The sequence below is a fragment of the Arthrobacter sp. TJ-217 genome, from assembly GCF_058269255.1.
This window is the reverse complement of record NZ_JBZCNJ010000005.1, coordinates 1-25,114: the sequence shown is the minus strand read 5'-3', so window position 1 is coordinate 25,114 and position 25,114 is coordinate 1. Positions and strand designations below refer to the sequence as shown.

19 protein-coding genes and 1 rRNA gene are annotated in these 25,114 nt (G+C 66.4%); 16 read left to right on the top strand and 4 right to left on the bottom strand.

Annotated elements, in window-relative coordinates:
- Nucleotides 1-75: 75 nt before the first annotated feature.
- Complete coding sequence (locus AC4D2R_RS10145) at nt 76-1,251, top strand: trans-sulfuration enzyme family protein (protein ID WP_490939875.1); 1,176 nt, start codon at nt 76-78, stop codon at nt 1,249-1,251.
- A gap of 4 nt (nt 1,252-1,255) precedes the next feature.
- Nucleotides 1,256-1,576 carry a DUF2516 family protein gene (locus AC4D2R_RS10140; protein WP_490902437.1) on the top strand — a complete coding sequence of 107 codons (321 nt, stop codon included), beginning with the start codon at nt 1,256-1,258 and terminating at the stop codon, nt 1,574-1,576.
- 54 nt (nt 1,577-1,630) lie between these two features.
- Here AC4D2R_RS10140 and AC4D2R_RS10135 read toward each other — a convergent pair whose 3' ends face one another.
- The gene (locus tag AC4D2R_RS10135; protein WP_490939873.1) at nt 1,631-2,446 is read right to left on the bottom strand and encodes a class I SAM-dependent methyltransferase; all 816 of its coding nucleotides are present in this window, start codon (nt 2,444-2,446) and stop codon (nt 1,631-1,633) included.
- Between the two features lie 73 nt (nt 2,447-2,519).
- Between AC4D2R_RS10135 and AC4D2R_RS10130 the strand changes: the two genes are divergently transcribed.
- A complete protein-coding gene (locus AC4D2R_RS10130) occupies nt 2,520-3,269 on the top strand; it encodes a phosphoglyceromutase (protein ID WP_490939871.1) in 750 nt (249 codons plus the stop codon).
- Nucleotides 3,270-3,368: 99 nt separating this feature from the next.
- On the opposite strand, the gene phoU is transcribed toward AC4D2R_RS10130, so the two are convergent.
- Nucleotides 3,369-4,028 carry a phosphate signaling complex protein PhoU gene (phoU, locus tag AC4D2R_RS10125; RefSeq protein WP_490939869.1) on the bottom strand — a complete coding sequence of 220 codons (660 nt, stop codon included), beginning with the start codon at nt 4,026-4,028 and terminating at the stop codon, nt 3,369-3,371.
- Nucleotides 4,029-4,198: 170 nt separating this feature from the next.
- Here phoU and AC4D2R_RS10120 point away from each other — a divergent pair, with 170 nt between their 5' ends.
- Together AC4D2R_RS10120 and AC4D2R_RS10115 are read left to right on the top strand one after the other, a co-directional pair.
- Entirely contained in the window at nt 4,199-5,407 is a 1,209-nt protein-coding gene (locus AC4D2R_RS10120; RefSeq protein ID WP_490939867.1) for a sensor histidine kinase, read from the top strand.
- Nucleotides 5,404-6,084: a response regulator gene (locus AC4D2R_RS10115; protein ID WP_490939865.1), complete on the top strand. Its 681-nt coding sequence runs from the start codon at nt 5,404-5,406 to the stop codon at nt 6,082-6,084. Before AC4D2R_RS10120 ends, AC4D2R_RS10115 begins: the two co-directional genes overlap by 4 nt.
- Before the next feature lie 12 nt (nt 6,085-6,096).
- Here AC4D2R_RS10115 and AC4D2R_RS10110 read toward each other — a convergent pair whose 3' ends face one another.
- Entirely contained in the window at nt 6,097-6,651 is a 555-nt protein-coding gene (locus AC4D2R_RS10110; protein WP_490939863.1) for a hypothetical protein, read from the bottom strand.
- 267 nt (nt 6,652-6,918) lie between these two features.
- Between AC4D2R_RS10110 and AC4D2R_RS10105 the strand changes: the two genes are divergently transcribed.
- The 7 genes from AC4D2R_RS10105 to AC4D2R_RS10075 all read left to right on the top strand — a co-directional run bounded on the left by AC4D2R_RS10105 (nt 6,919) and on the right by AC4D2R_RS10075 (nt 14,101).
- Nucleotides 6,919-7,401: a CarD family transcriptional regulator gene (locus AC4D2R_RS10105; RefSeq protein ID WP_056546372.1), complete on the top strand. Its 483-nt coding sequence runs from the start codon at nt 6,919-6,921 to the stop codon at nt 7,399-7,401.
- A 68-nt stretch (nt 7,402-7,469) separates the two neighbouring features.
- Nucleotides 7,470-8,273: a 2-C-methyl-D-erythritol 4-phosphate cytidylyltransferase gene (gene ispD / locus AC4D2R_RS10100; RefSeq protein ID WP_490939861.1), complete on the top strand. Its 804-nt coding sequence runs from the start codon at nt 7,470-7,472 to the stop codon at nt 8,271-8,273.
- 11 nt (nt 8,274-8,284) lie between these two features.
- Nucleotides 8,285-8,782, top strand: a complete 498-nt coding sequence (gene ispF, locus AC4D2R_RS10095) for a 2-C-methyl-D-erythritol 2,4-cyclodiphosphate synthase (RefSeq protein WP_490939859.1) — start codon at nt 8,285-8,287, stop codon at nt 8,780-8,782.
- A 39-nt stretch (nt 8,783-8,821) separates the two neighbouring features.
- A complete protein-coding gene (gene cysS / locus AC4D2R_RS10090) occupies nt 8,822-10,267 on the top strand; it encodes a cysteine--tRNA ligase (RefSeq protein ID WP_490939857.1) in 1,446 nt (481 codons plus the stop codon).
- 108 nt (nt 10,268-10,375) lie between these two features.
- Nucleotides 10,376-11,356 (top strand): 23S rRNA (guanosine(2251)-2'-O)-methyltransferase RlmB, encoded by a 981-nt coding sequence (gene rlmB, locus AC4D2R_RS10085; protein WP_490939855.1) that lies wholly within the window; start codon nt 10,376-10,378, stop codon nt 11,354-11,356.
- A gap of 13 nt (nt 11,357-11,369) precedes the next feature.
- Complete coding sequence (gene glgX / locus AC4D2R_RS10080; RefSeq protein ID WP_490939853.1) at nt 11,370-13,454, top strand: glycogen debranching protein GlgX; 2,085 nt, start codon at nt 11,370-11,372, stop codon at nt 13,452-13,454.
- Nucleotides 13,455-13,588: 134 nt separating this feature from the next.
- Nucleotides 13,589-14,101, top strand: a complete 513-nt coding sequence (locus tag AC4D2R_RS10075) for a hypothetical protein (protein ID WP_490939851.1) — start codon at nt 13,589-13,591, stop codon at nt 14,099-14,101.
- Between the two features lie 254 nt (nt 14,102-14,355).
- Here the strand turns inward: AC4D2R_RS10075 and glgP are convergent, their stop codons facing one another.
- Complete coding sequence (gene glgP, locus AC4D2R_RS10070; RefSeq protein ID WP_490939849.1) at nt 14,356-16,968, bottom strand: alpha-glucan family phosphorylase; 2,613 nt, start codon at nt 16,966-16,968, stop codon at nt 14,356-14,358.
- Nucleotides 16,969-17,101: 133 nt separating this feature from the next.
- Between glgP and AC4D2R_RS10065 the strand changes: the two genes are divergently transcribed.
- From AC4D2R_RS10065 to AC4D2R_RS10050, 4 genes are all read left to right on the top strand, one after another.
- On the top strand, nt 17,102-19,141 hold the full coding sequence (locus tag AC4D2R_RS10065; protein ID WP_490939847.1) for an alpha-1,4-glucan--maltose-1-phosphate maltosyltransferase: 2,040 nt from the start codon (nt 17,102-17,104) through the stop codon (nt 19,139-19,141).
- Nucleotides 19,141-20,907, top strand: a complete 1,767-nt coding sequence (treS, locus tag AC4D2R_RS10060) for a maltose alpha-D-glucosyltransferase (protein WP_490902412.1) — start codon at nt 19,141-19,143, stop codon at nt 20,905-20,907. The genes AC4D2R_RS10065 and treS overlap by 1 nt, the downstream gene beginning before the upstream one ends.
- Nucleotides 20,907-24,614: a 1,4-alpha-glucan branching protein GlgB gene (gene glgB, locus AC4D2R_RS10055; RefSeq protein ID WP_490939845.1), complete on the top strand. Its 3,708-nt coding sequence runs from the start codon at nt 20,907-20,909 to the stop codon at nt 24,612-24,614. Before treS ends, glgB begins: the two co-directional genes overlap by 1 nt.
- 436 nt (nt 24,615-25,050) lie before the next feature.
- Nucleotides 25,051-25,114, top strand: a 16S ribosomal RNA gene (locus AC4D2R_RS10050); the annotation flags it as partial.

Genomic DNA, 25,114 nt, shown 5'->3' with positions numbered 1-25,114 from the left:
ACTACCGAGTGCCGGTGACTATTGCCGCCGTCCCGGATCGGCCGGGGAAAACGCCCGGGACGCTACCCTTAGGCCATGGCAACAGATTCTCCCGCCCTGGCACCCGACACCCTCGCCGTGGCCGCCGGCCGCCCCGAGCGGGCACACGATTCACCGGTCAATCCCTCGATCGAACTCTCGACGACGTTCCACGAGACCCGCGCGCCGCAGCCCGGCGACCGCGTCTACGGGCGCATGTCCAATCCCACCTGGGACCCCTTCGAAGAGGCTTTGGGCCGGCTTGAGGGCGCGGCGCTGCCCGCCCTGGTGTTCAGTTCCGGCCTCGGTGCCGCCGCCGCCGCGCTCGCGCTCGTGCCGACGGGAGGTGTGGTGCTCATGCCCCGGCACGCGTATGCCGGATCGATCAGCCTTGCCGCAGCGGAGGCAGCCCTGGGCCGGTTCACCCTGGTACCGATCGACGTCGCCGACACGGAAACGGTGCTGGCGGAACTGGCGGGACTGGGAACGCACAGGCAGCCGGGGCAGGTGATGCTGTGGCTTGAAAGCCCGACGAACCCCATGCTGGAGGTGGCCGAGACGGCCCGCCTCACGGAGGCCGCGCATGCCGTTGGAGCGCTCGTCGTCGTTGACAACACGTTCACCACACCCATCCTCTGCCGTCCTCTGGACTTCGGGGCCGACGTCGTCCTGCATTCGGTGACGAAGTACCTCGCCGGCCACTCCGACGTCGTCCTCGGTGCGCTCGTGACCTCGGACCCCGTGCGCCGCGACCAGCTCCTGGCGCACCGCACCCTGCGCGGGGCAATCGCCGGACCGTTTGAGGTGTGGCTTGCCCTGCGCGGGCTGCGCACCCTTGCGCTGCGCATGGAGCGCGCCCAGGCGAGCGCCGCGGTGCTCGCCGAACGCCTCGCCGGGCACCCGGCAATCGAACGCGTCCGATTTCCGGGGCTGCCGCAGGATCCCGGCCATCTACGGGCCAAGGCGCAGCTCAACGGCTTCGGCGCCATCATCAGCATCGAACCCGCCGGTGGAGTGCGCGCCGCCGATGCGCTGGTTGAGGCGGTGCGGCTCTGGATGCCCGCCACCTCGCTCGGCGGAGTCGAGTCACTGATCGAACGGCGCCGCCGGCAGCCGGGGGAGCCCGCCACGGTGCCGGAAGCGCTGGTGAGATTATCGGTCGGCATTGAGAACGTCGAGGATCTCTGGGCCGACCTCGCTGGAGCCCTCCACGCCGTCCAGCCGCTAAGCTAAACGCGTGGGCATCATCCTGGAGTTTCAGACGTACCTTTACCTCGCTCTTGGCTACCTCGCGCTCGGAATCGAAATATGGGCGTTCACTGACTGCCTGCGCCGCAGCTCTGCCTCCTTCGAAGCCTCCTTCAAGCGCACCAAGGGCTTCTGGACGGCGGTGACCGGCGGTGCCGTCGTGGTCGGCGTGTTCAGCGCCCTCAGCCCAGGATTCGGCCTGTTCAAACTGGTTGCCGTCGTTGCGGCCTGCGTCTACCTCGCCGACGTCAAACCGGCCGTCAGCGAAGTCCGCGGGCGCGGAAACCAGGGCCCCTACGGCCCCTGGTAAGTTCCTCAGGCAGTTCCCGCGCCGCAGGGGCTGGACCCGATCTTCAAGCCCGCCCTACGGCACGGCGGCCGGAACGGGCGCGACGGCGTCCCATGCGACGGTGACCTCACCAAGGCGCCAGCGCGACGGCGAATTGACCAGCGGCCAGCCGTCCGCGGCCAGCGCGCGGCACATGGCGCTCCACCGCTGACGCGCACCGAACGCGGCAAGCGGTGCGGCGTCAAGCCAGGCGCGGTCCATCGCGCCAAGGAACCGGTGCACGTTCTCGCCCGGCACGTTCCGGTGGATCAAGGCCTTGGGAAGCCGTTCCGCGGCGTCCGAGGGAAGGGTGAAGGATCCGAATTTCAGCGAGATGCTCAATGACACCGGGCCGTCCCGGTCAATGGCGATCCACGTTGAACGGCGCCCGATCTCGTCGCAGGTGCCATCGATGAACAATCCGTCACGCGAGAGGCGCGAGCGCACCTGGTCCCAGTGGGCGAGGTATTCGTCCTCGTCATACTGCCGGAGCACATTGAAGGCGCGCACCACGACCGGCCGCCGCCCCGGGATCGGCAGCTCAAACCCTCCCTGCACGAAGCTGAGGCCCGGCCGCTCCAACGGCAGCGCCCCCTCCACCCTTGCCGGGTCGATTTCGATGCCGATCACTTCGCTTGCGGAGTGCACCCGGCGCAGCCGCTCGAAGAGTTCAACCGCCGTCACCGGGGCCGCTCCGTAGCCGAGATCGACGACAAGCGGGTCGGCCGAATGGCGCAGCCGCCAGGCCTGGGTGCCGGCCAACCACCGGTCAACCCGCCGCAGGCGGTTCGGGTTGGTGGTTCCACGGGTGATGCTCCCAACGGGTTTTCCGCTGCGTTTGAGGTATGGCACCGTATCAAGGGTACTGGTAACAGATGCCTTCCCCGGATGCCCGCACGCCCTCCGATACGGCACACTAGGGTTCATGACTTCCTTCAAATTGATTTTGTTGCGCCATGGGCAGAGTGAGTGGAACGAGAAGAACCTCTTCACGGGCTGGGTCGATGTGGCGCTCACCGAAAAGGGCCGGGAGGAAGCCACCCGCGGCGGACAGCTCCTGGTCGAACACGACCTGCTTCCCGACGTCGTCTACACGTCACGGCAGAAGCGCGCGATCATCACGGCAAACCTCGCCCTCGAAGCCGCCGACCGCACCTGGATCGATGTCAAGCGGAACTGGCGCCTCAATGAGCGCCACTACGGTGCACTCCAGGGCAAGGACAAGGCGCAGACCCTCGCCGAATTCGGCGAAGAGCAGTTCATGCTGTGGCGCCGCTCCTACGACACCCCGCCGCCGCCCCTCGAGGACTCAAGCGAATACTCGCAGGCCCACGACCCCCGGTACGCAGACCTGGGCCCGGACCTACCCCGCACCGAGTGCCTCAAGGACGTACTTGAGCGTTTCCTTCCCTACTGGGAAACCGACATCAGCAAGGACCTCACAGCGGGCAAGACCGTCCTTGTCGCAGCACACGGCAACTCGCTGCGGGCACTGGTGAAGCACCTCGACGGGATCAGCGACGCCGACATCGCGGCCCTGAACATCCCCACAGGTATTCCGCTTGTCTACGAACTCGACGAGAACCTGAAGCCGGTCAAGGCCGGTGGCACCTACCTCGACCCCGAGGCGGCGGCGGCCTCCATCAAGGCGGTCGCGAACCAGGGCAAGCACTAGGCGCGGCGGACCCGTTAACGACGACGGCGGCTTCCCTCGGGAAGCCGCCGTCGTTCTTTGGCGTGGACCTTCCGGCTGTAGGCCCCTCCGATCCTGTGCCTAGTTCAGGGGCGCGCTGGGCTGCCATTCGCCGGTCACCAGGTAGGTGACCTTCCGTGCCACGGACACGCCGTGGTCGGCGAAGCGTTCGAAGTACCGGCTGGCAAGGGTGACGTCGACGGTTGTTGGCGCGGTTTCGTTCCAGTCCGCGGCCGCCACGGCCCTGAAGACGCTTGCATGGAGTTCATTGACCCGGGCGTTCGCGGCATTGATTTCGTTGCTCAGCTCAAGGTTCCGCGTCTCAAGCAGCTCCGTCACCTTGCCCGCGATCTGGATGTCCAGCGAGGCAAGCTCGTCGAACGTGGGACGGATCTTCTCGGGAATCACATTGGCGGGGTACCGCAGGCGCGCCAGCTGCGCGACGTGGCGGGCGAGGTCGCCCATCCGCTCCAGCGAAGCGCTCATGCGCAGGGCGCCAACGATCATCCGCAGGTCGCTGGCAACCGGCCCCTGGAGGGCAAGGATGTCGATGGCGCGCTCGTCGAGGGAGTTCTGGAGGAAATCGATGCGCGCGTCAGCGGCGATTACTTCCTGGGCAAGTTCGGTGTCGGCACCCTGGAAAGCGCTGTTGGCTTTTTGGATGGCCTCCGACACCAGCTGCGAGATCTCAATCAATTCCTCGCCAATCTGGTGAAGCTCGGCCTGAAAAACCTTACGCACGTGGGCGTCCTTTCCGTTGGTGGAGAAACTCGCCGATGTGAGCGGTCCGCAGGCCAGTTTCTCAGCGGCCCGTTAACGCTTCCTCGGCTTTAGGTGAACGTTAGTTGAACCACTGGTCTATTGCCACCGGATGCGGGATGGGCCCGGAGTTCTGCGCATAAGCTAGGAGCGTGGATCCCGTACTGCTTAGCCTCATCGCAGGGCTCGTGGGCCTCGCGCTCGGTGTTTTCGGCGCCGTGGCGCACCGCGTCAGTGAGGCGCAACGGACCCAGCTGCTGTACGAGGACGAGCTGACCCTTCCCGACGGCGCAGCGGAGGTCCTCTCGATCATTGGGCGGGCGTACGTGATCGTCGACGCGATCGACGGCGTCGTCCGCGCCAGCCCCGCCGCCTACGCCTTCGGGCTGGTGCGCGGGCATACCGTTGTCCATTCCGAACTGCTGGACCTGACGGCCCGCGTCCGCCGCGACGGGGTGATCGAGCAGAAGCAGCTCGAGCTTCTCCGGGGTCCGGTCGGCGGCAGCACGATGGTCCTGCAGGTGCGCGTCGCGTCCCTGGGAGCCGAATACATCCTGATCCTCGCCGATGACCGCACCGAGATCACCCGCACCGAGGAAATCCGCAACGACTTCGTGGCGAACGTGTCGCACGAGCTCAAGACCCCCGTGGGCGCCATCTCCCTGCTCGCCGAAGCGATCGACGACGCCGCCGAGGACGAGGTTGCGGTTCGCCGGTTCGCCCGGCGCATGCACAAGGAATCAAGCCGGCTCTCGGCGCTGGTCCAGGACATCATCGAACTGTCCCGCCTCCAGGGCACCGACATCGTGGGCAAGGGCAAGCCCGTCGACATCAACGCGGTGATCGCCGAGGCAGTTGACCGCAATCGGCTGCCCGCCGAAGCGAACTCCATCGAGATCGTGGTGAAGGGAACGATCACCGAACCGGTCTTCGGGGACCCGGACCAGCTGATGACGGCGTTCCGCAACCTGATCGACAACGCCATCCGCTACTCGCCCGAAGGAACCCACGTGGGCATCGGCTTGCGCTCGCGCGAGGGGCTCGCCGAGATTTCGGTGAAGGACCAGGGAACCGGAATCACCCCCGAAGAGCAGGAACGCATCTTTGAGAGGTTCTACCGAATAGACGCCGCCCGGTCGCGGCAGACCGGCGGCACCGGGCTGGGGCTGAGCATCGTGAAGCACGTCGTCTCGAACCACGGCGGCGAAGTGACAGTGTGGTCAATGGCGGGCCAGGGCAGCACCTTCACTGTGCGCCTTCCCGAGATGGAAACCGCCGATACCGGCAACCCGGGGCTGACCGCGCACCCGGCAGAGCACAAGGGCGGAACCGACGCCCACGAACAGGGAGTGACTGCTTGAGCCGCATTTTGATAGTCGAGGACGAGGAGTCCTTCAGCGACCCGCTGTCCTACCTGCTGGGGAAGGAGGGGTTCGAGGTGGCCGTCGTCGACAACGGGCTTGAAGCAATTAAGGAATTCGACCGTGCCGGGGCGGACCTCGTCCTGCTCGACCTGCAGCTGCCGGGCCTCTCAGGTACGGAGGTGTGCCGCCAGCTGAGGCAGCGCTCCAGCGTCCCGGTGATCATGCTGACCGCGAAGGACGCCGAAATCGACAAGGTTGTGGGCCTCGAGCTGGGCGCAGACGACTACGTGACGAAGCCCTATTCCTCGCGCGAACTGGTGGCGCGGGTGCGGGCTGTGCTGCGGCGCCAGGGCGAACCCGAGGAGCTGGTTTCGCCAACGGTGCAGGCCGGCCCGGTGCGGATGGATATCGAACGCCACGTTGTCAGCGTCGATGGCACCCAGGTGCCTCTTCCCCTCAAGGAGTTCGAGCTGCTCGAGATGCTGCTGCGCAATTCGGGAAGGGTGCTCACCCGGGGGCAGCTGATCGATCGGGTCTGGGGCGCCGACTATGTGGGGGACACCAAGACCCTCGATGTCCACGTCAAACGCCTGAGGGGGAAGATCGAGCCCGACTCGTCGAACCCGCGCTACCTCATCACGGTGCGCGGGCTCGGCTACAAGTTCGAGCCCTGAGGCTGCCGGAGGCTATCCGCCTCCGTGGCCGCCTTCGGCCTCTCCGCCGCCTGCTCCCTCGGTTGCCGCAGGTTCGCTGGGCTCAGGGGTGTAGCCTCCGGGAACGAACTCACGGTATTCAGGCAGCGTTCCGCTGAGGACGGGCACGGCGTAGGTGGCGGTTTCCGAGTTCACCGTGAAATCAAGGTCGACAAGGGAGCCGGGAATCTGGGAGACGCCCTGGATGGTCCCGTCGTCGCTGGCTTCGTCCTCGAAGACATACTTGTCACGCGCATCGATGCGGATGTCAGTGGTGGTGTTCTGGCTCTCGATGGTCAACTGCACCGGTGAGTCGGTGGGGTTGAACACTGTTCCAAGGAGCGTCCCCGGCTCGCCCTCGGCCGTGGAAATGATGAGGATGTTGCGCAGCTTCAGCGGTCCGAGGTCCTCGACGATGCCGTCCGATGCCGAGTACTGCCGCGTGGTCGACTGCTCATTGATGGTGCTGCAGCCGGAGATTCCCAGCATGGCCAGCACGGCGCCGGCAGCGACGGCCTGCTGCACTCGGTTGTTCGGTGCACTTCTCACAGCACAAACTCCTGGGGTTCTCCGATAAGGCGATCGGTTCGGTTGCGGTCTCCACCATGTCGGTGAAACAAGAACCAGACTAACGGCAAAGCGGAAGTTTGGAGAGACGATTCGCCGGCGTGACACGGCGGCAGCATCAAAAGCCTGCCCAGTCAAGAGGCGAATCATAGTTCGGACGCGCGGGTTGAGTGCCCTGACCTGCGAAAACGCGAAGTCGGGCGTGTCGTTGCCGTGATAAACTGACTTGCGGGAAAGGGGAAAGTCCACATGGTTTTTGAGGTCGGCGAGACAGTTGTTTACCCTCACCACGGCGCAGCGAAGATCGAAGAGATCAAGATGCGCGTTATCAAGGGCGAAGAGAAGATGTATCTCAAGCTCAAGGTGGCACAGGGTGATCTGACAATAGAAGTACCAGCAGAGAACGTTGACCTAGTCGGAGTACGGGACGTGGTGGGCAAGGAAGGTCTGGAGCACGTCTTTGATGTACTCCGCGCCGAGTTCACCGAGGAGCCCACCAACTGGTCGCGCCGCTACAAGGCGAACCTTGAGAAGCTCGCCTCAGGCGATGTCATCAAGGTTGCCGAGGTCGTCCGCGACCTGTGGCGCCGCGACCACGACCGCGGGCTGTCGGCGGGTGAAAAGCGGATGCTTGCCAAAGCCCGGCAGATCCTGATTTCCGAACTCGCACTGGCGGAGAAGACCGACGAAGAGAAGGCCGCAACGGTCCTCGACGAGGTCCTCGCCTCCTAGGCGGGTTCAACACAAGAAGAGGGGCACCCGGAAGGGGCCCCTCTTTTTGTGTGCCGTAGGGTATTCGTGTGTCTTCGCCCCTTCCCGCCCACGCCCAGCCTGCGCCGTCGACCGAGCCCGGGAGTCCCCCAGACACCCGCGGCACCGCCGGGGTAGTCCTGGTTGCCGCGGGCTCCGGGCAACGCCTGGGGCAGGGCATTCCGAAGGCCCGCGTCCTCTGCGGCGGGATGACCCTCCTTGAGCGGGCGCTGCGCGGCATTCTCGCGAGCGGCGTTGCCGCCGAAGTCGCCGTCGTCATCCCGGAGGGCGACACAGCGCTGGCCGACGCGGCCGCAGCGGTTCCCAGCCCCGTCCCGGTCCGCATCGTTCCCGGAGGGGAAAGCCGCTCCGCTTCGGTCGCCGCAGGTATTGCAGCCCTCTCCGGAGGCGCCCCCCTGATCCTCGTCCACGATGCGGCCCGCGCGCTCACACCACCGGAGGTCTTCCGCCGGGTCGCCAGACGGCTGATCCAAGGGGCGCCCGCCGTGCTGCCGGTGCTGCCGGTTGCCGATACGGTCAAGACCGTCAGGGGTGGGCAGGTCGCCGGCACCCCGGACCGGGCCGAACTGCGCGCCGTTCAGACACCCCAGGGTTTCGCCGCCGACGTCCTGCGGGCGGCCCACGCGCGGCCGGGAGCCGGCGATCCGCTCATCACCGACGACTCGATGCTCGTCGAGGCCCAGGGCACCGCCGTCCTCGTTGTCGACGGGGACGCCGCCGGCTTCAAAATCACAACGCCGCTCGACCTGCTGCTCGCCGAGGCCCTCCTCGCCGAACCCCTCGCTGCCACACCCGGGCAGTCAACAATCCAAGTCCCCTCCGACCGCCGCTAGGAAACCTCACCATGACCCAGCACGCGCACCTGCCCCGCACCGGGCTGGGCATCGATGTCCACGCCTTCGCCCCGGAAGAGGCACCCGCACCCCTGTGGCTCGCGGGGTTGTTGTGGGACGGCGAACGCGGGCTGGCCGGGCATTCCGACGGTGACGTCGTCGCGCACGCCGCCGCCGACTCATTGTTCTCGGCCGCCGGGCTTGGCGACCTCGGCACGCACTTCGGCACCGACCGCCCTGAGCTCGCCGGCGCCTCCGGAGTGCGGCTGCTCGGGGAAGCCGCAGCAATCGTCCGCGGCGCCGGGTTCGAAATCGGGAACATCGCCGTGCAGCTGATCGGCAACCGGCCCCGGTTCGCCCCGCGCCGCGCCGAAGCCGAGGCGGCCCTTTCGGAGGCGGCCGGAGCGCCGGTGAGCGTCTCTGCGACAACAACCGACGGGCTCGGCCTGACGGGACGCGGCGAGGGGATTGCCGCGGTGGCGACCGCCGTCGTCATTTCTGCCGGGTAACAGCCCGGCCGGTGCCCCCGGTTCGGCTAATCTGGAGCAGTGAGCCTGAGATTCTATGACACCGCCACTGCCGAGGTACGGGACTTCGTCCCCCTGACTCCGGGGGCCGTCAGCCTTTACTACTGCGGTGCGACGGTTCAGGGGATGCCGCACGTGGGCCACGTCCGCTCCGCCATTGTCTTTGACCAGCTGACCCGGTGGCTTGAGGCCCGCGGTTTCCGGGTGACCTCGGTCCGGAACGTCACCGACATCGACGACAAGATCCTCGAAAAGTCGAAGGCATCGTTCGACGGCGCCGAACCGGCGCCGGGCGGCATACCGAACGAGGAGTGGTGGGCGCTCGCCTACCGCTATGAGCTTGAATTCAACAAGGCCTACGACACCCTTGGGGTGCGCCGCCCAACGTATGAGCCGCGCGCAACGGGCCACATCCCGGAGATGCAGGCGCTCATCCAGGAACTCATCGACGCCGGTTATGCGTATCCCGCCCCGGACGGATCGGGGGATGTGTACTTCGACGTCCGCTCCTGGCCGGAGTACGGCTCCCTCACCCACCAGAACATCGACGACATGCAGGCCGCAACCGATGCCGACCCGCGCGGCAAGCGCGACCCGCGCGACTTCGCGCTGTGGAAGGGCCACAAGGGCACCGACCCCGCCTCCTCGTCCTGGCCGAGCCCCTGGGGCGCTGGGCGCCCCGGCTGGCACACCGAATGCTGCGCGATGACCAACAAGTACCTCGGGCCGCGGTTCGACATCCACGGCGGCGGGCTCGACCTGCGCTTCCCGCACCACGAAAACGAGATGGCACAGGCGCACGCGGTCAAGCGCGGCTATGCCCAGTACTGGATGCACAACGGCCTCGTCACCTACGAGGGCGACAAGATGTCCAAGTCCATCGGCAACACCGTCAGCCCCGAGGAAATGCTCGCCGTCGCCCGGCCCCGCGTCGTGCGGTACTACCTGGGGCAGGCCCACTACCGTTCGGTCCTTGACTACCGGCCGTCCTCTCTTGACGAGGCGGCTGCCGCCGTCGAGCGCATTGACGGCTTCCTGGCAAAGGCCGAGGCCCGCTTCGGGTCCGCGGCGCCGGAGCCCGCGAACCTTCCGGACGCCTTCGGCGCTGCGATGGACGACGACCTCAATATCCCCCAGGCGCTCGGCGTCCTCCACGAGACAGTGCGGGCCGGCAACACCGCGCTCGCGGCCGGTGACCCGGACGGGGCCCGCACCGCCCAGGCCGCGGTTGCCGCGATGGTCGAGGTGCTCGGGCTCAATGACGCAACGGACGCCGTCGGCCCCGCGGACGGACAGCAGACCGCTGCCCTTGACTCGCTCATCCGGTCCCAGCTGCGCGACCGCGCAGCCGCGCGTGCCGCGAAGGACTGGGCGCGTGCCGATGCCATCCGCGACGCACTTGCCAGCGCGGGCATCCTCGTTGAGGACTCCGTAGATGGCGCGGAATGGAGTCTCGCGGGCCGCTGAGGTGGACTTCGGGGCGCACTGAGCGGACGGATTCGAGCGCGGGAATGCCGGCGGGCGTCGTCCGCGTAAACTGGAGGTGACTTTTCCTCTATTCGAAGGTGTTTCCCCATGGCCAGTCACGGACGTCCAGGCGCGGTGCGCAAGTTGAAAAAGGGCCCCACCACAGGCACCGGCGGGCACGGACGCAAGGCCCTTGAAGGCAGGGGGCCCACCCCGAAGGCGGAGGACCGCCCCTACCACAAGGCGTACAAGAGCAAGGAGCTGGCCGAGCGCTCCGCCGCCAAGCGGGCCGGCGGCAAGAACCCCGGTTCGGGCCGCAAGGGCAAGGCAACCGAGGAAATCGTCACCGGCCGCAACTCTGTGGTTGAGGCCCTGCGTGCCGGGATCCCCGCCAAGGCCCTCCACGTCGCGATCCGCGTGGAGATGGACGACCGCGTACGCGAGGCGCTCAAGCTCGCCACCGAACGCGGCGTCCCCGTCATGGAGACCGGCAAGCCCGAACTTGACCGCATGACCGAGGGTGCGGTGCACCAGGGCCTCATGCTGCAGATCCCGCCCTATGAGTACGCCGACGCGATCGACCTCGTCGCCGAAACGGTCGACAAGTTCAAGCGCGGGCACATCTCCAACGCTCCGCTGTTCATTGCGCTCGACGGCATCACCGACCCCCGCAACCTTGGTGCAATCATCCGTTCCGCGTCGGCCTTCAGCGCCCACGGCGTCGTTGTCCCCGAACGCCGCTCGGTCGGCGTCACCGCGTCGGCGTGGAAGACAAGCGCCGGTGCTGCGGTGCGGGTGCCCGTCGCCCGGGTCGGCAACCTCAACTCGGCGCTGAAATCCTTCAAGGACATGGGCATCTTCGTGCTCGGACTCGACGGCGACGGCGACATCTCCCTTCCTGAACTGACCCTCGGGAAAGATCCGGTATGCCTGGTTGTGGGTTCGGAGGGCAAGGGCCTGTCCCGGCTCGTCCGTGAGAACTGCGACCAGATCGTCTCGATCCCCATCGATTCCGCAATGGAGTCACTCAACGCGTCGATGGCGGTGGGAATCAGCCTTTACGAAATTTCCCGCCAGCGTTCGGCCTGATCCTCCGCCAGCCATGAGTCTCTCCCTGCCGGTCAATGCGGCCTCGCGTGAGTTCCCGCTTGGCCTTCACCGGCTGAAGAGCCGGTGGGCCGTCGACGGGCACGTCAACGCCGCCGTCTGGGCCCCGGCCATCCCCTCGATTGACGTTCACTTTCAACTGGAGGATGGGCGCTGGGCGCGCGAGACGCTGCCAGGGCTCGACGGGGGAGTGCACCACGGCGTCGTCGGCCCGCTTCCGGACACCACCCGGTATGGGTTCTGGCCCACAGGGAAGGCGCTGCCGGAGGACGGGCAGCTGCTCCTTGACCCCTACGCCCGGGCTGTCGAGACGCAGGAGGCGGTGGGAATCTCGGAGCGGGCCGTCTACTGGTCGGTCTACGTCGAGGAGTCTTTCGACTGGGGTGCCTCCTCCCGGCCGGCAACCCCGTGGCGCGACACCGTCATCTACGAGGCCCACGTGAAGGGCCTCACCAAGCTCCACCCCGACGTCCCTGAGGAACTGCGCGGCACGTACGCCGGCCTTGCCCACCCTGCCATGATCGAGCACCTGCTCGGGCTGGGGATCACCGCCGTTGAGCTGCTGCCCATCCAGTTCTTCATCGACGAGCCGCACCTCGAACCGCTGGGCCTTTCCAATTACTGGGGCTACAACACCCTCGGGTTCTTCGCGCCGCACGCCGCCTATGCCACCGCCGCCGCCCGGGCCGCCGGCCCCGCTGCCGTGATCGCCGAACTCAAGACGACGGTGAAGCGCCTCCACGAGGCTGGCCTCGAGGTGCTGCTCGACGTCGTCTACAACCACACAGCCGAAGGAGGGAAGGACCGCCCTGCCCTGTGCTGGCGCGGCCTCGGCGATGCCGAGTACTACAGGCACGACGAGGCCGGCAGGTACCTGGACACCACGGGCGTCGGCAACTCGCTGAACTTTTCGCAGCCGAAGGTCATCCAGTTCGCCCTAGATTCGCTGCGGTACTGGGTCGAGGAATTCCACATCGACGGCTTCCGCTTCGATCTCGCCGTCACCCTTGCCCGCGACGAGCACAACAACTTCACGCCGCGCCATCCCTTCCTCGTCGCCGTCGGAGCCTCGGCGGCGCTCCGGGGAACCAAACTCATCGCCGAACCCTGGGACCTCGGACTGGGCGGCTGGCAGACCGGGCAGTTCCCGCACGGCTGGGCCGACTGGAACGACAACTTCCGCGACACAATGCGGGACTTCTGGCTCCGCGACCAAGAGTCGCTCCGCTCCGGTGGACAGGCCGGTTCGGCCGCGCGGCTTGCCCGCAGCCTTGCGGGGTCCGCGGAGATGTTCGAACACTCCGGGCGCACGCCCCTTGCCTCGATCAATTTCGTCACCGCCCATGACGGGTTCACCCTGGCGGATCTCACCTCGTACGAGCGCAAGCACAACGAAGCGAACGGCGAGGAGAGCCGCGACGGTTCAAACGACAACCGCAGCTACAACCACGGCGCCGAGGGCCGCACCGAGAACGAGGGCATCGTCGCGGCCCGGGAGCAGACAGCACGGAACCTGATGGCTTCGCTCGTGCTCTCGGTCGGCGTTCCAATGATCACGGCCGGCGACGAACTGGGCCGCACCCAGCGCGGCAACAACAACGCCTACTGCCAGGACAACGAACTTGCCTGGGTGCACTGGTCCCGCGATCCCGCGGCCTCCCGCATGCTCGAGGCCACCCGCGACCTCCTGGCCATTCGGCGGGCCTGCCTCGCCAGCCAGCCCCCGCTCTTTCCGGGCCGGGTGGGAAGTTCGGCGCTGCTGTGGTTCAACGCGTCCGGGGTGCCCATGACGCCGGAGGACTGGCACGATTCCGAGACCCGGACCGTGCAGCTCCTGCTGAGCGCACCCGAAGGCGGCGGACGGACGCTGATCGTGATTAACGGATCCCTTTCCGATCAGGACATCCATCTCCCGGCGGCCTGGATCCTTGGGGGACAGGGCATCGAGGACGCCAAGCCGTCGTCCTTCGAACTCGCCTTCGACTCCGCGGATCCCCGGCGCAGGCGCAGGGGCGCCCGGATCTCATCGGGGGAGTTCGACCGCGCTACAGCGAACTCGGTCGTCGTCTACCGCTGCTGACGTCCCGGCCTTACCCCCGTCCACGGGTTCATTCCCACGGCACGCTCCTGCCCACCGGCTCCGCCCGGTCGGTGGGCATGTCCGGATATGCCCAGTGACGGGATCGCCCCATACGGCAGGGCGTAGGGTGCCTTATGCCCTGCCGTAATGGACTCATCGCCGTCAGCGTCAAAGTCGCTTTCTGCCTTGCCGCCGTTCTGAGCATGTATGTCCTGGCCGGCAAGCCGTTGACCCTTGAGCTGCTGAGCTGGCCGACCGCGGCAGTGGCCGGGGTCCTGCTGTCGGAAGGCCTCCGCCAGTCGAATATCCAGCGGCGTCGCCGCGCTGTCCAGAACCAGGTCGAGTGCCTCCTGCGCGCCCGGAGCGGAGGAGTTTCCGGCGTGCCCCGCTCCTGGAAGCCGGGTCTTGCGACTGGTGCGAGCGGCCGGCTCGACTTTCAGCCGCGGGGACGAGTGAGCGGGGGCGACGAGGGTGAGCTGTTGACGCTGTGGGTGGACGCCGTCGGCCGCACGCGCGACATCACGGTAACCGAGGGCTTTTTCCGGATGGGGCCCACCTGGCGGGTTGTTGAACTTTCGACGCCTGAGGGATCAGTTGAACTTGCGGGCCCGGTTTCCGAGCTTGAGAACGCAGTATCGGCCCTTTAGAAGTTCCTCGTGCATGCGCGCCGAATCGCTGCTGCCCAGCGAACCGGTCCGCGGGCCGCCTCCGCCCTGTGAGTCCTGCCGGTCAATGGGCATGTCCGGACATGCCCACCGACGGCGCAGGTCCGGTGGGCAGAAGGGGCTGGCCCAGGCACTCCGTGCCGCCCGCCCTACCCTTGAAAAGCACTGTGGACCGGCCCCCGTCGGGGAACCGGTCCACAGTGCGGCAACGCGGGCCGAAAGCCAGCCCCGGGGTGCTAGGCGTTGACCACCAGTCCGAGCTCGGCCTTCGAAGCGAGCGTCACGTGCCGCGGCAGCACGCGCACGGTGTAGCCGAACGAGCCTGAGTGGTCGATGCGGGTTTCCCCGGTGAACAGGTAGCGGCCGCTGCCGAGGTTCTCCGCAACGTTCAGCTCCGCGAGGGCGACGTCGCTGAGTTCATCAGTGCTCGATGCCCTGCCATAGGCGACCTCAACTGAAACGTCGGCGGGGTCGAGGTTGCCAAGGGCCACATACGCGTTCACGGTGAGGCTGTCGCCGATCTGCGGATCCTCCGACACACCGAGCGAATCGACGTGCTCGACCTGCACGGCCGGCCAGCCGCCCTGGATGCGGGTGCGCCACGCGGCGGTGCGCCTGGCCTGGGCGAAACCGTCGCTCATAGCATCCCGTCCCGAACGCCAGGCCGGCTGGTACAGCAGGCCCACATAGTCCTGGATCATCCGCTCGGCGGAAACCGCAGGACCCAGGGTCGCCATGGTGTGCTTGATCATGGCGATCCACTGGTGGGGGACGCCGTCGTGCGAGGGCTCCGACGGGCCTGCGGAACCCGCGCCGACCGCGGAGACCGAGCCGTAGAAGCGCGGGCCCACCTGGGTTTCGAGCAGGTCGTAGAGGGCCGCCGCCTCGATGTCGTCCCGTTCCTCGGCGGTTGCCCCATTGTTGGCTGTGGGAATCGACCAGCCGTTGTCGCCGTCATACATCTCGTCCCACCAGCCATCGAGGACCGAAAGGTTGAGGCCGCCGTTGATTGCCGCCTTCATGCCCGACGTGCCGCACGCCTCAAGTGGACGCAGCGGGTTGTTGAGCCACACATCGCAGCCCGGGAACAGGGTCCGTGCCATCCCGATGTCGTAGTTGGGCAGGAACACGATGCGGTGGCGCACCTCCGGATCGTCGGTGAAGCGCACGAGGTCCTGGATCATGCGCTTGCCCTGCTCATCCGCCGGGTGCGACTTGCCGGCCACAACCAACTGGATCGGATGCTCCGGGTGGAGCAGGAGCGCCTTCAGCCGTGCTGGGTCGCGGAGCATGAGGGTAAGGCGCTTATAGGTCGGAACGCGCCGGGCAAAACCGATTGTCAGGACGTCCGGGTCGAGGACCGTGTTGGTCCAGGCGAGTTCGGCATCGGCTGCGCCGCGCTTCTTCCAGGAGGACCGCAGGCGCTCCCGGACGTCGTCGACGAGATTGGAGCGCAGGCTCCGGCGCAGCGCCCAGATGTCCTCGTCCGCAACGTCGTAAACACGTGCCCACTGCGGGTCGAGGATCGACTCGGCTCCGAAGTTCTCCCGTGCGAAGTCGGCGATCAGCGGATCAACCCAAGTCGGAACGTGAACGCCGTTGGTGACCGAAGTGATCGGAACTTCGCGGGTGTCGAAGCCCGGCCACAGCCCCGAGAACATGCCGCGGGACACCTCGCCGTGGAGCTTCGAAACGCCGTTGGCACGCTGGGCGAGCCGAAGGCCCATTACCGCCATGTTGAACTTCGTCGGGTCGCCGCCTTCGTAGTTTTCCGCGCCAAGGGCCAGCACCTTGTCCGTGGGGACCGACGGCGCGAGTCCGGCATTGAAGAAGTACTCGATCTGGGCGCGCTCGAAGCGGTCGATTCCTGCGGGAACCGGGGTGTGCGTTGTGAAGACCGTCGAGGCGCGTCCCGCGGTCAGCGCCTCCTCCCAGCTCATGGGGATGTCGTTGGAGGAATCCATCAGTTCGCGGATGCGTTCGATGCCGAGGAAACCCGCATGGCCCTCGTTGGTGTGGAACACCTCGGGCGCGGGGGTGCCGGTCAGCCGCTCGAAAATGCGGAGAGCCTTGACGCCGCCCATCCCGAGCAGGAGCTCCTGCTGGAGGCGCTGGTCTCCGCCGCCGCCATAAAGGCGGTCGGTGACGTTGCGGGCCGCTTCGTCGTTGCCGGGGACGTTCGAGTCGAGCAGCAGCAGGGGCACCCGGCCGACGTCGGCCCGCCAGATGTGGGCGGAGAGCTTGCGGCCGTTGGGCAGCGGCAGCACAACCTTCGCCGGGGTGCCGTCGTCTTCGCGCACCATCGTCAGGGGAAGGCCGTCGGGATCAAGCACCGGGTACGTCTCCTGCTGCCATGCGTCGCGGGAGAGGGACTGCATGAAGTAGCCGGCCTGGTAGAGCAGGCCGACGCCGATCAGGGGCACGCCGAGGTCCGATGCAGCCTTGAGGTGGTCGCCGGCGAGGATGCCGAGGCCGCCCGAGTACTGGGGCAGGACCGCGCTGATGCCGTACTCGGGGGAGAAGTAGGCAATGGAGCGGGGGGCGTCGTCGCCGAGGGACTGGTACCAGCGGGGCTCATTGAGATAGGAGTCGAGGTCGGCTCCCAGCTCCTGAATGCGCTGCACGAGGTCCTCGTTGGCCGCGAGGTGCTGAAGCTGCTCCCGCGTCACGGAGCCGAGGAACGTCACCGGATCGCGGTCGCTTGCCTCCCACGCGGCGGGGTCGATGTCCTCGAAAAGGCGCGAGGTGGGCAGGTGCCACGACCAGCGCAGGTTGCCCGCGAGCTTGGCCAATGGCGCGATGCTTTCGGGGAGGACGGTTCGGACTGTAAATCTACGGATTGCCTTCACTCGGGTTACGCTAGCGCACTTGTCTTCGGCAAGGGAGCCAGGAAGGTAACCGCTTGCGTAAACGGGCAAAATATCGCGATGTTACGCAAAGCTCCCTTAGCATTTCCAACTTTTTCTCGCTAACGTGCTGTGAGTGACCTTATCTAGCGAGCAAACTTCCCCCGGTACGTACGCTGACGGACTACGCTTCGGCCGCATCCCCATCACCGCGGTCAGCCCTGTGATCGAAGACGGGAAATTTCCCGCGAAGGCCGTGCCGGGTTCGGACATCGTCATTGGAGCGACAGTCTTCCGTGAAGGCCACGACCAGCTCGGCGTCTCGGCTGTGCTTTACGACCCCCGCGGCAAGGAGGTGCAGCGCATCCGCCTTGAACCGGTCGGCGCCGGCCTCGACCGGTGGCGGGGCATGCTGAGCCCCCGGATTGAGGGTCTCCACACCTTCACCATCGAGGGCTGGTCTGACCTCTACGGGACCTGGGAGCACGACGCGACGGTGAAGATTGCCGCGGGAGTCGACGTTGAACTGATGCTCGCCGAGGGTGCAGCGCTGTTCACCCGGGCCACCCAGGGCAGGACCTCCCGCGACGCCGCCGTTTTCCGGCGCGCCGCCGCCACGCTTGCCGATACCTCACGCAGTGTCGAGGAGCGGCTCGCCGCCGGAAGCACCGCCGATGTCCTCGATGCGATCCGGCGCAAGCCGCTGCGCGACATGGTCACCGCCTCCCAGCCGTACCCCATCCTCGTTGAGCGCGAACGTGCCGGGCGTGGATCCTGGTACGAATTCTTCCCCCGCTCCGAGGGTGCGGTGTACCACCCCGAAACCGGGTCCTGGACGTCGGGCAACTTCCGCACCGCGGCCAAGCGCCTCGATGCAGTCGCCGAGATGGGCTTCGACGTTGTCTACCTCCCGCCCATCCACCCGATCGGGAAGACGCACCGCAAGGGCCCGAACAACACGCTGACCGCACGCCCCGGGGATCCCGGGTCGCCGTGGGCGATCGGTTCCGAGGACGGCGGGCACGACGCCATCCACCCGGACCTCGGCACCTTCGACGACTTCGACGCGTTCGTTGCGCGTGCGCAGGAACTGAACCTCGAGGTGGCGCTCGACTTCGCCCTCCAGGCGTCACCGGACCACCCGTGGGTCACCTCGCACCCGGAATGGTTCACCACGCGGGTCGACGGGTCGATCGCCTACGCCGAAAACCCGCCGAAGAAGTACCAGGACATCTACCCGATCAACTTCGACAACGATCCGAAGGGCCTTTCGCAGGAAATCCTGCGGATCGTCCTGATGTGGATCGACCACGGCGTGAAGATCTTCCGGGTCGACAACCCCCACACGAAACCCGTGCAGTTTTGGGAATGGCTGATCGCCGAGGTCAACCGCAGGCACCCCGACGCCGTCTTCCTCGCCGAGGCCTTCACCCGGCCCGCGATGATGCACGCCCTCGGCCGGGCCGGGTTCCAGCAGTCCTACACCTATTTCACCTGGCGCAACACGAAGACCGAGATTGAGGAGTACTTCACCGAGATCAGCAAGGTCTCGGCGCCGTACTTCAGGCCGAACTTCTTCGTCAACACGCCGGATATCCTCACCGAATACCTGCAGTTCGGGGGCCCTGCGGCCTTCAAGATCCGGGCGGTCCTCGCCTCGATGGGCAGCCCCCTGTGGGGCGTCTACTCCGGCTACGAACTCTTTGAGCACGTCGCACGACCTGGTGCCGAAGAGTACATCGACAACGAGAAGTTCGAGTACCGGCCACGGGACTACTCGGCGGCCGAAGCCGAAGGCAGGTCGCTCGCGCCATACCTAACGCGCCTCAATGCCATCCGGCGGGCGCACCCGGCGCTGGGGGACCTCGAAAACCTTACGATCCACTCCAGCACCGACGCGGCAACGGTCGTATTCTCCAAGCACAAGGAAACCGATGAGGGGAAGGACACGATCATCGTCGTGGTCAACCTCGACCCGCACAGCGCCAGGGAGTCCACCGTCTCCCTCGACCTTTCCGCCTTGTCAATCGGCGCGGCCGACCGTAACGAGGACGGCACGTTCAGGGTCGATGACCTCATCTCCGGCTCAAGCTGGAACTGGGGAGAACATAACTACGTCAGGCTGGACGCCCATGTTGAGCCGGCACACATCCTTTCTGTCAGGAGGCAGCACTAGTGCCCAACCCCTTCCAACTCAATGCGCCTGGTCTCGCGCACGACCCCCACTGGTACCGCAAGGCGGTGTTCTACGAAGTTCTGGTCCGTGGGTTTGCGGACGCCAACGGGGACGGGTCGGGAGATTTCTCGGGACTCATTGAAAAGCTCGATTACCTGCAGTGGCTCGGCATCGACTGCCTGTGGCTGCCGCCGTTCTTCAAGTCACCGCTGCGCGACGGCGGGTACGACATCGCCGACTACTACGATGTCCTCGACGAGTTCGGTACGATCAGCGACTTCAAGCGCCTTGTGGCCGAAGCGCACGCACGCGGCGTGCGGGTCATCATCGACCTGCCCCTGAACCACACCTCCGACCAGCACCACTGGTTCCAGGAATCCCGCAGGGACCCCGAGGGCCCGTACGGCGACTTCTACGTATGGAGCGACACCGACGAGAAATACGAAGACGCCCGCATCATCTTCGTGGACACCGAGGAATCCAACTGGACCTTCGACCCGGTGCGCCGCCAGTTCTTCTGGCACCGGTTCTTCAGCCACCAGCCTGACCTGAACTTCGAGAACCCCAAGGTGGTCGAGGCGCTCTTCAACGTGGTCCGGTTCTGGCTGGACCAGGGAATCGACGGCTTCCGCGCTGACGCCATCCCCTACCTCTTCGAAGAGGAGGGCACCAACTGCGAGAACCTGCCCAAGACGCACGAGTTCCTCAAGGACCTCCGCGCAATGGTCGACGAGAACTACCCGGGCCGGGTCATCATCGCCGAGGCGAACCAGATGCCCGAGGAGGTTGTCGAATACTTCGGCGACGAGGACGGCCCCGAGTGCCACATGGCGTTCCACTTCCCGATCATGCCCCGGCTCTTCTACGCCCTGCGTGACCAGAAGGCCGCACCGATCATCGAGACCATGAACGAAACGCCGCAGATCCCCAACGGCGCCCAGTGGGGAACGTTCCTGCGCAACCACGACGAGCTGACCCTCGAGATGGTGACCAATGAGGAACGCGAGGCGATGCTGGGCTGGTACGCCCCCGATTCGCGGATGCGCGCGAACGTCGGCATCCGCCGGCGCCTCTCGCCGCTGCTGGATAATTCACGCGCCGAGGTGGAACTGATCCATGCGCTCCTGCTCTCCCTCCCCGGAAGCCCCTTCCTCTACTACGGGGATGAAATCGGGATGGGCGATAACATCTGGCTCGAGGACCGCGACGCGTCGCGGACGCCAATGCAGTGGAACCCCGACCGCAACGCCGGGTTCTCCACCGCGGACCCGGGCAAGCTCTACCTGCCCGTCGTCCAGTCGCTGGTCTACCACTACAACCACGTGAACGTTGAAGCGCAGCTTGCCACCTCGAGCTCGCTGCTCCACTGGATGCGCCAGATGCTTGCCGTGCGCCGGGCCCACCCGGCCTTCGGCCTTGGTGACTACCGCAACGTGGCCACCGAGTCCGAGTCCGTCCTCGCGTTCCTTCGCGAGGTCCCCGAGGGAAACTCGGAAGGTGAGCGCCCCGAAGTAGTGCTGTGCATCTTCAACCTCTCCCAGCACCCGGTCGCGGCGAACATGCACCTTCCCCAGTACGCGGGCAGGGGCCTGCGCGACCTGTTCGGCGGCACACCCTTCCCGGCCTTCGGCGAGGACGGAAACATCACGCTGACCCTGGGGAGCCACGACTTCTTCTGGCTCCGCCTGCGTTCGGCCAGCTCGAATTCCGCGTCCCCCCACACCGAAGCACTGCCCGTGATACCTATTTCGGAGGCAATTAGATAATGGGAAACCACACGCCCTTCATCCCAGAAATCCTCAACGAGTGGCTCCCAAACCAGCGCTGGTTCCCGGCGAAGGGGACGAACGTCTCCCTGACGGTTGTGGGCGGCAGCGTCCTGGAGGACCCGACGGGCGAGGCGGCGCTTGAGGTCCACCTGCTCGCTGTCGAATCGGGACGGCGCACCGACGTCGTCAGCGTGCCGTTGAGCTACCGCTCGGTGCCGCTGCCGGAAGCCGCGTCCGGCCTCGTTGGACAGGTCGACCACCCGGACCTCGGATCGCGGTGGGTCTACGACGCCACCCATGATCCCGCGTTCATCGGCGCCTGGCTGCAGTTGATCCGCTCGAATTCATCGAGTGCCGACGGGCGGATCCACGGAGTCTCGCTCGATTCCCTTCCCGCCGACGACGCGGCTGCGCCGCCTGCGGTCCGCGTGCTGCAGGGGGAACAGTCGAACACCTCCGTCGTCGTTGGGGCCGGTGCCGGTTCGATGATCGTCAAATTCTTCCGCGTCCTGGCCGCGGGCGAGAGCCCCGACGTACAGATCAGCGCCCGGCTCACCGAGGCCGGTTCAACCGACGTCCCGGCGACCTACGGGTGGGTCACCGGAGAGTGGCAGGAAGCCCACGCGGCTCCCGGAACCCACGTCACCGGCCACCTGAGCGTGCTGCGCGACTTCGTCGAAGACAGCACCGATGCCTGGCGGGTGGCCTTCCTCGCGGCTTCCGAAGGCGCCTCCTTCAGCAGCGAGGCCCGGGAACTTGGCCGTGTCGTCGGCCGCATCCACGCCCAGCTCCGCTCCGCCTTCGGCAGCCGCGCGGCAACCGAGGATGAGGCGGCGGAGTTCAAGGAATCCATTGTTCGACGGATCACCTGGGCGTGGCATGAGGCCTCGGCCACCCTTGGTTCGTTCGACGCCGAGATCGCAGCGATCGTCAAGCGCGTGCGTTCGATCCCCAGCCTTCCGGACCTGCAGCGCATCCACTCGGACCTCCACCTCGGCCAGGTGCTGCGGGCGCCCGACGGATCGTGGATTGTCCTCGACTTTGAAGGGGAGCCGCTGCGCCCCACCGCCGAGCGCAGCGTGCCAGACGTCGCGGTGCGCGACGTCGTGGGCATGGTGCGCTCGTTCGAATACGCTGCCGCGTCACGGGGCGCCTCAGCGGAGGGTTCCAAAGAGGCCCGCGTAGGCGACCAGTGGGCCGACGATGCCCGCACGGCGTTCCTTGAGGGTTACGCTGCGGAAGCCGGAATCCCGGTCGATACGACGTCGACCCTGTTCCAGGCGCTGTGGCTGGACAAGGCCCTCTATGAGGTGGTTTACGACCTGCGCAACCGGCCCGACTGGGTGGAGCTGCCGGCACGGGATGTCCGGCGCGCCCTGAAGGCGCTTTCCGCGTCCGGAGCAGCGGAAACAGCAGCCGAACCGGTTGCCGTTGTTGCAGCCGGCGGCGCTGACACCCTCCCGGGCGGGCAGGCGGCAGCCGTCCGACCGGCGGCCCAGTCGCCGAAGGTTCCCGCCGCGAGCACCGGCCCCGTCCAGGTCTCCCGCGAGCTGCTCCAGCAGGTTTCGGAAGGAATCCACCACCAGCCGCACGCGGTGCTGGGTGCCCACCTCGACGCTTCGGGCCTCGTCACCATCCGGACGCTCCGGCGGCTGGCGAGCTCCGTCACCGTCGTCACCGGCCAGGGCCGGGTGGAGCTTGAACACGAGCACAACGGCATCTGGGTCGGCACGCTGCCGGCCGAGAACCCCGGGCACGTTCCCGACTACCGGCTCGAGGTTGCCTACGGCGGTGAACCCCAGCTGGTCGACGACCCTTACCGTTTCCTTCCCACCCTCGGCGAAATCGACATCCACCTCATTGCCGAAGGCAGGCACGAGACGCTGTGGACCGCCCTTGGCGCGCACGTCCGCCACTACTCGTCAGTGCTCGGAGCAATCGACGGCGTCTCCTTCGCCGTCTGGGCACCCAACGCACGCGCAGTGCGCGTCAAGGCCGACTTCAACGGCTGGGACGGCACCATCAACGCGATGCGCGCCCTCGGCAGCTCCGGTGTGTGGGAAATCTTCATCCCCGGCGCCCAGGCCGGAGCCTGCTACAAGTATGAAATCCTCGGCAGCGACGGCCACTGGCGCGAAAAGGCCGATCCCATGGCCCGCGGAACCGAAGTGCCACCGTTGACCGGTTCGCGCGTCGTCGAATCCCGCTACGTCTTCGAGGACGACGACTGGATGCAGAAGCGCGCCGCTACCGACCCGCACAACGGGCCGATGAGCGTGTACGAGGTTCACCTCGGCTCCTGGCGCGTGGGGCTGAGCTACCGGGAACTTGCCGAACAACTCGTCGAGTACGTGAAGTGGCAGGGATTCACCCACATTGAACTCATGCCCGTCGCGGAGCACCCGTTCGGCGGGTCCTGGGGATACCAGGTCACCTCCTACTACGCTCCGACGTCGCGCTTCGGCCACCCTGATGACTTCAAGTACCTCGTGGACCAACTCCACCAGGCCGGCATCGGCGTCATCATGGACTGGGTTCCCGCGCACTTCCCGAAGGACGCGTGGGCCCTGGCCAAGTTCGACGGCGGGACGCTCTACGAGCACGGTGACCCGCTGCTCGGGGAGCACATGGACTGGGGAACCCTGATCTTCGACTACGGGCGGCGCGAGGTGCGCAACTTCCTTGTCGCAAACGCACTGTACTGGCTCGAGGAATTCCACATCGACGGCCTGCGCGTCGACGCCGTCGCCTCGATGTTGTACCTCGACTACTCGCGCGAAGAGGGCCAGTGGCGGCCCAACCGCTTCGGCGGCCGGGAGAACCTCGAGGCGATCTCCTTCCTCCAGGAAGTCAACGCCACGGCGTACAAGCGGGTGCCGGGAATCGTCATGATCGCCGAAGAGTCGACCGCGTTCGACGGCGTCACCCGCGCCACGAGCTCGGGCGGCCTTGGATTCGGGCTGAAGTGGAACATGGGCTGGATGCACGACAGCCTCCAGTACATGGCCGAGGATCCGGTCAACCGCGCATACCACCACGGCAAGATCACGTTCTCGATGGTCTATGCGTACACCGAGAACTTCCTGCTGCCGATCAGCCACGATGAGGTTGTGCACGGCAAAGGCTCGCTGCTGCGCAAGATGCCGGGTGACCGGTGGCAGCAGCTGGCCAACGTGCGTGCCTACCTTGCGTTCCAGTGGGCGCACCCGGGTAAGCAGCTGATCTTCATGGGTTCCGAATTTGCCCAGGAATCCGAGTGGGCCGAGCAGCACGGACTCGACTGGTGGCTGTGCGACACCCCGCCGCACCGAGGGGTCCAGGAACTGGTCCGGTCGTTGAACACCGTCTACCGGCAGACGCCCGCGCTCTACGTGCGGGACAACGAGCCGGCGGGATTCCAGTGGATCGACGAGAGCGACGGCGCACGCAACACCCTGTCCTTCATCCGATGGGACCATCAGGGCAATCCCCTGGTGTGCGTTGCGAACTTCGCCGGCGGACCCCACGAGGGATTCCGGATCGGCCTGCCTTGGGCGGGGGAGTGGGCCGAGGTCATCAACACCGACGCCGAGGAGTTCGGCGGTTCGGGAGTCGGAAACCCGGGCACCGTGACCGCCGTTGAAGGTGCCCACAATGGCCAGCCGGCGTACGCGGACCTGAGGGTGCCACCCCTGGGAGTCCTCTACCTCGCTCCGAAGGCGTAATACTTGGACGCCGGGCCCTGCAGAGGGCCCGGCGGGATTTACTTCCCGGGCCCAGAGGTGCTAGAGTTTATATCCGCGCTGATCGATGATTCCGGTCGGATGACGCTCACATAAACGGTAGATCGTGGTTCCCGCTGGAAGCAGCGGAGACGGTGAGAGTCGGCCGATTTGGAGAGTCTGGCTGGTGCGGGTAGGATTGTAAAGTTGCTCCGGAGCGAGGATGGCCTGGTTTTTGCGGGTTGTGTGGTGCCGGTAGTGCCTGTTGTTTGAGAACTCAATAGTGTGCCAAGTTTGTTGATACCGATTGTTTTTTGATTGGTTGAATTGGCTGGTTTGCCGCACCTTGGTGTGGTGGGCCGGTTTTTTTGGCTGGTTTCGAATTTTGTGCAGCAGGGGTTCCCGTTTTCCCGGGGGCCTGTGTTGTGTCTGTAATGCATTTACGGAGAGTTTGATCCTGGCTCAGGATGAACGCTGGCGGCGTGCTTAACACATGCAAGTCG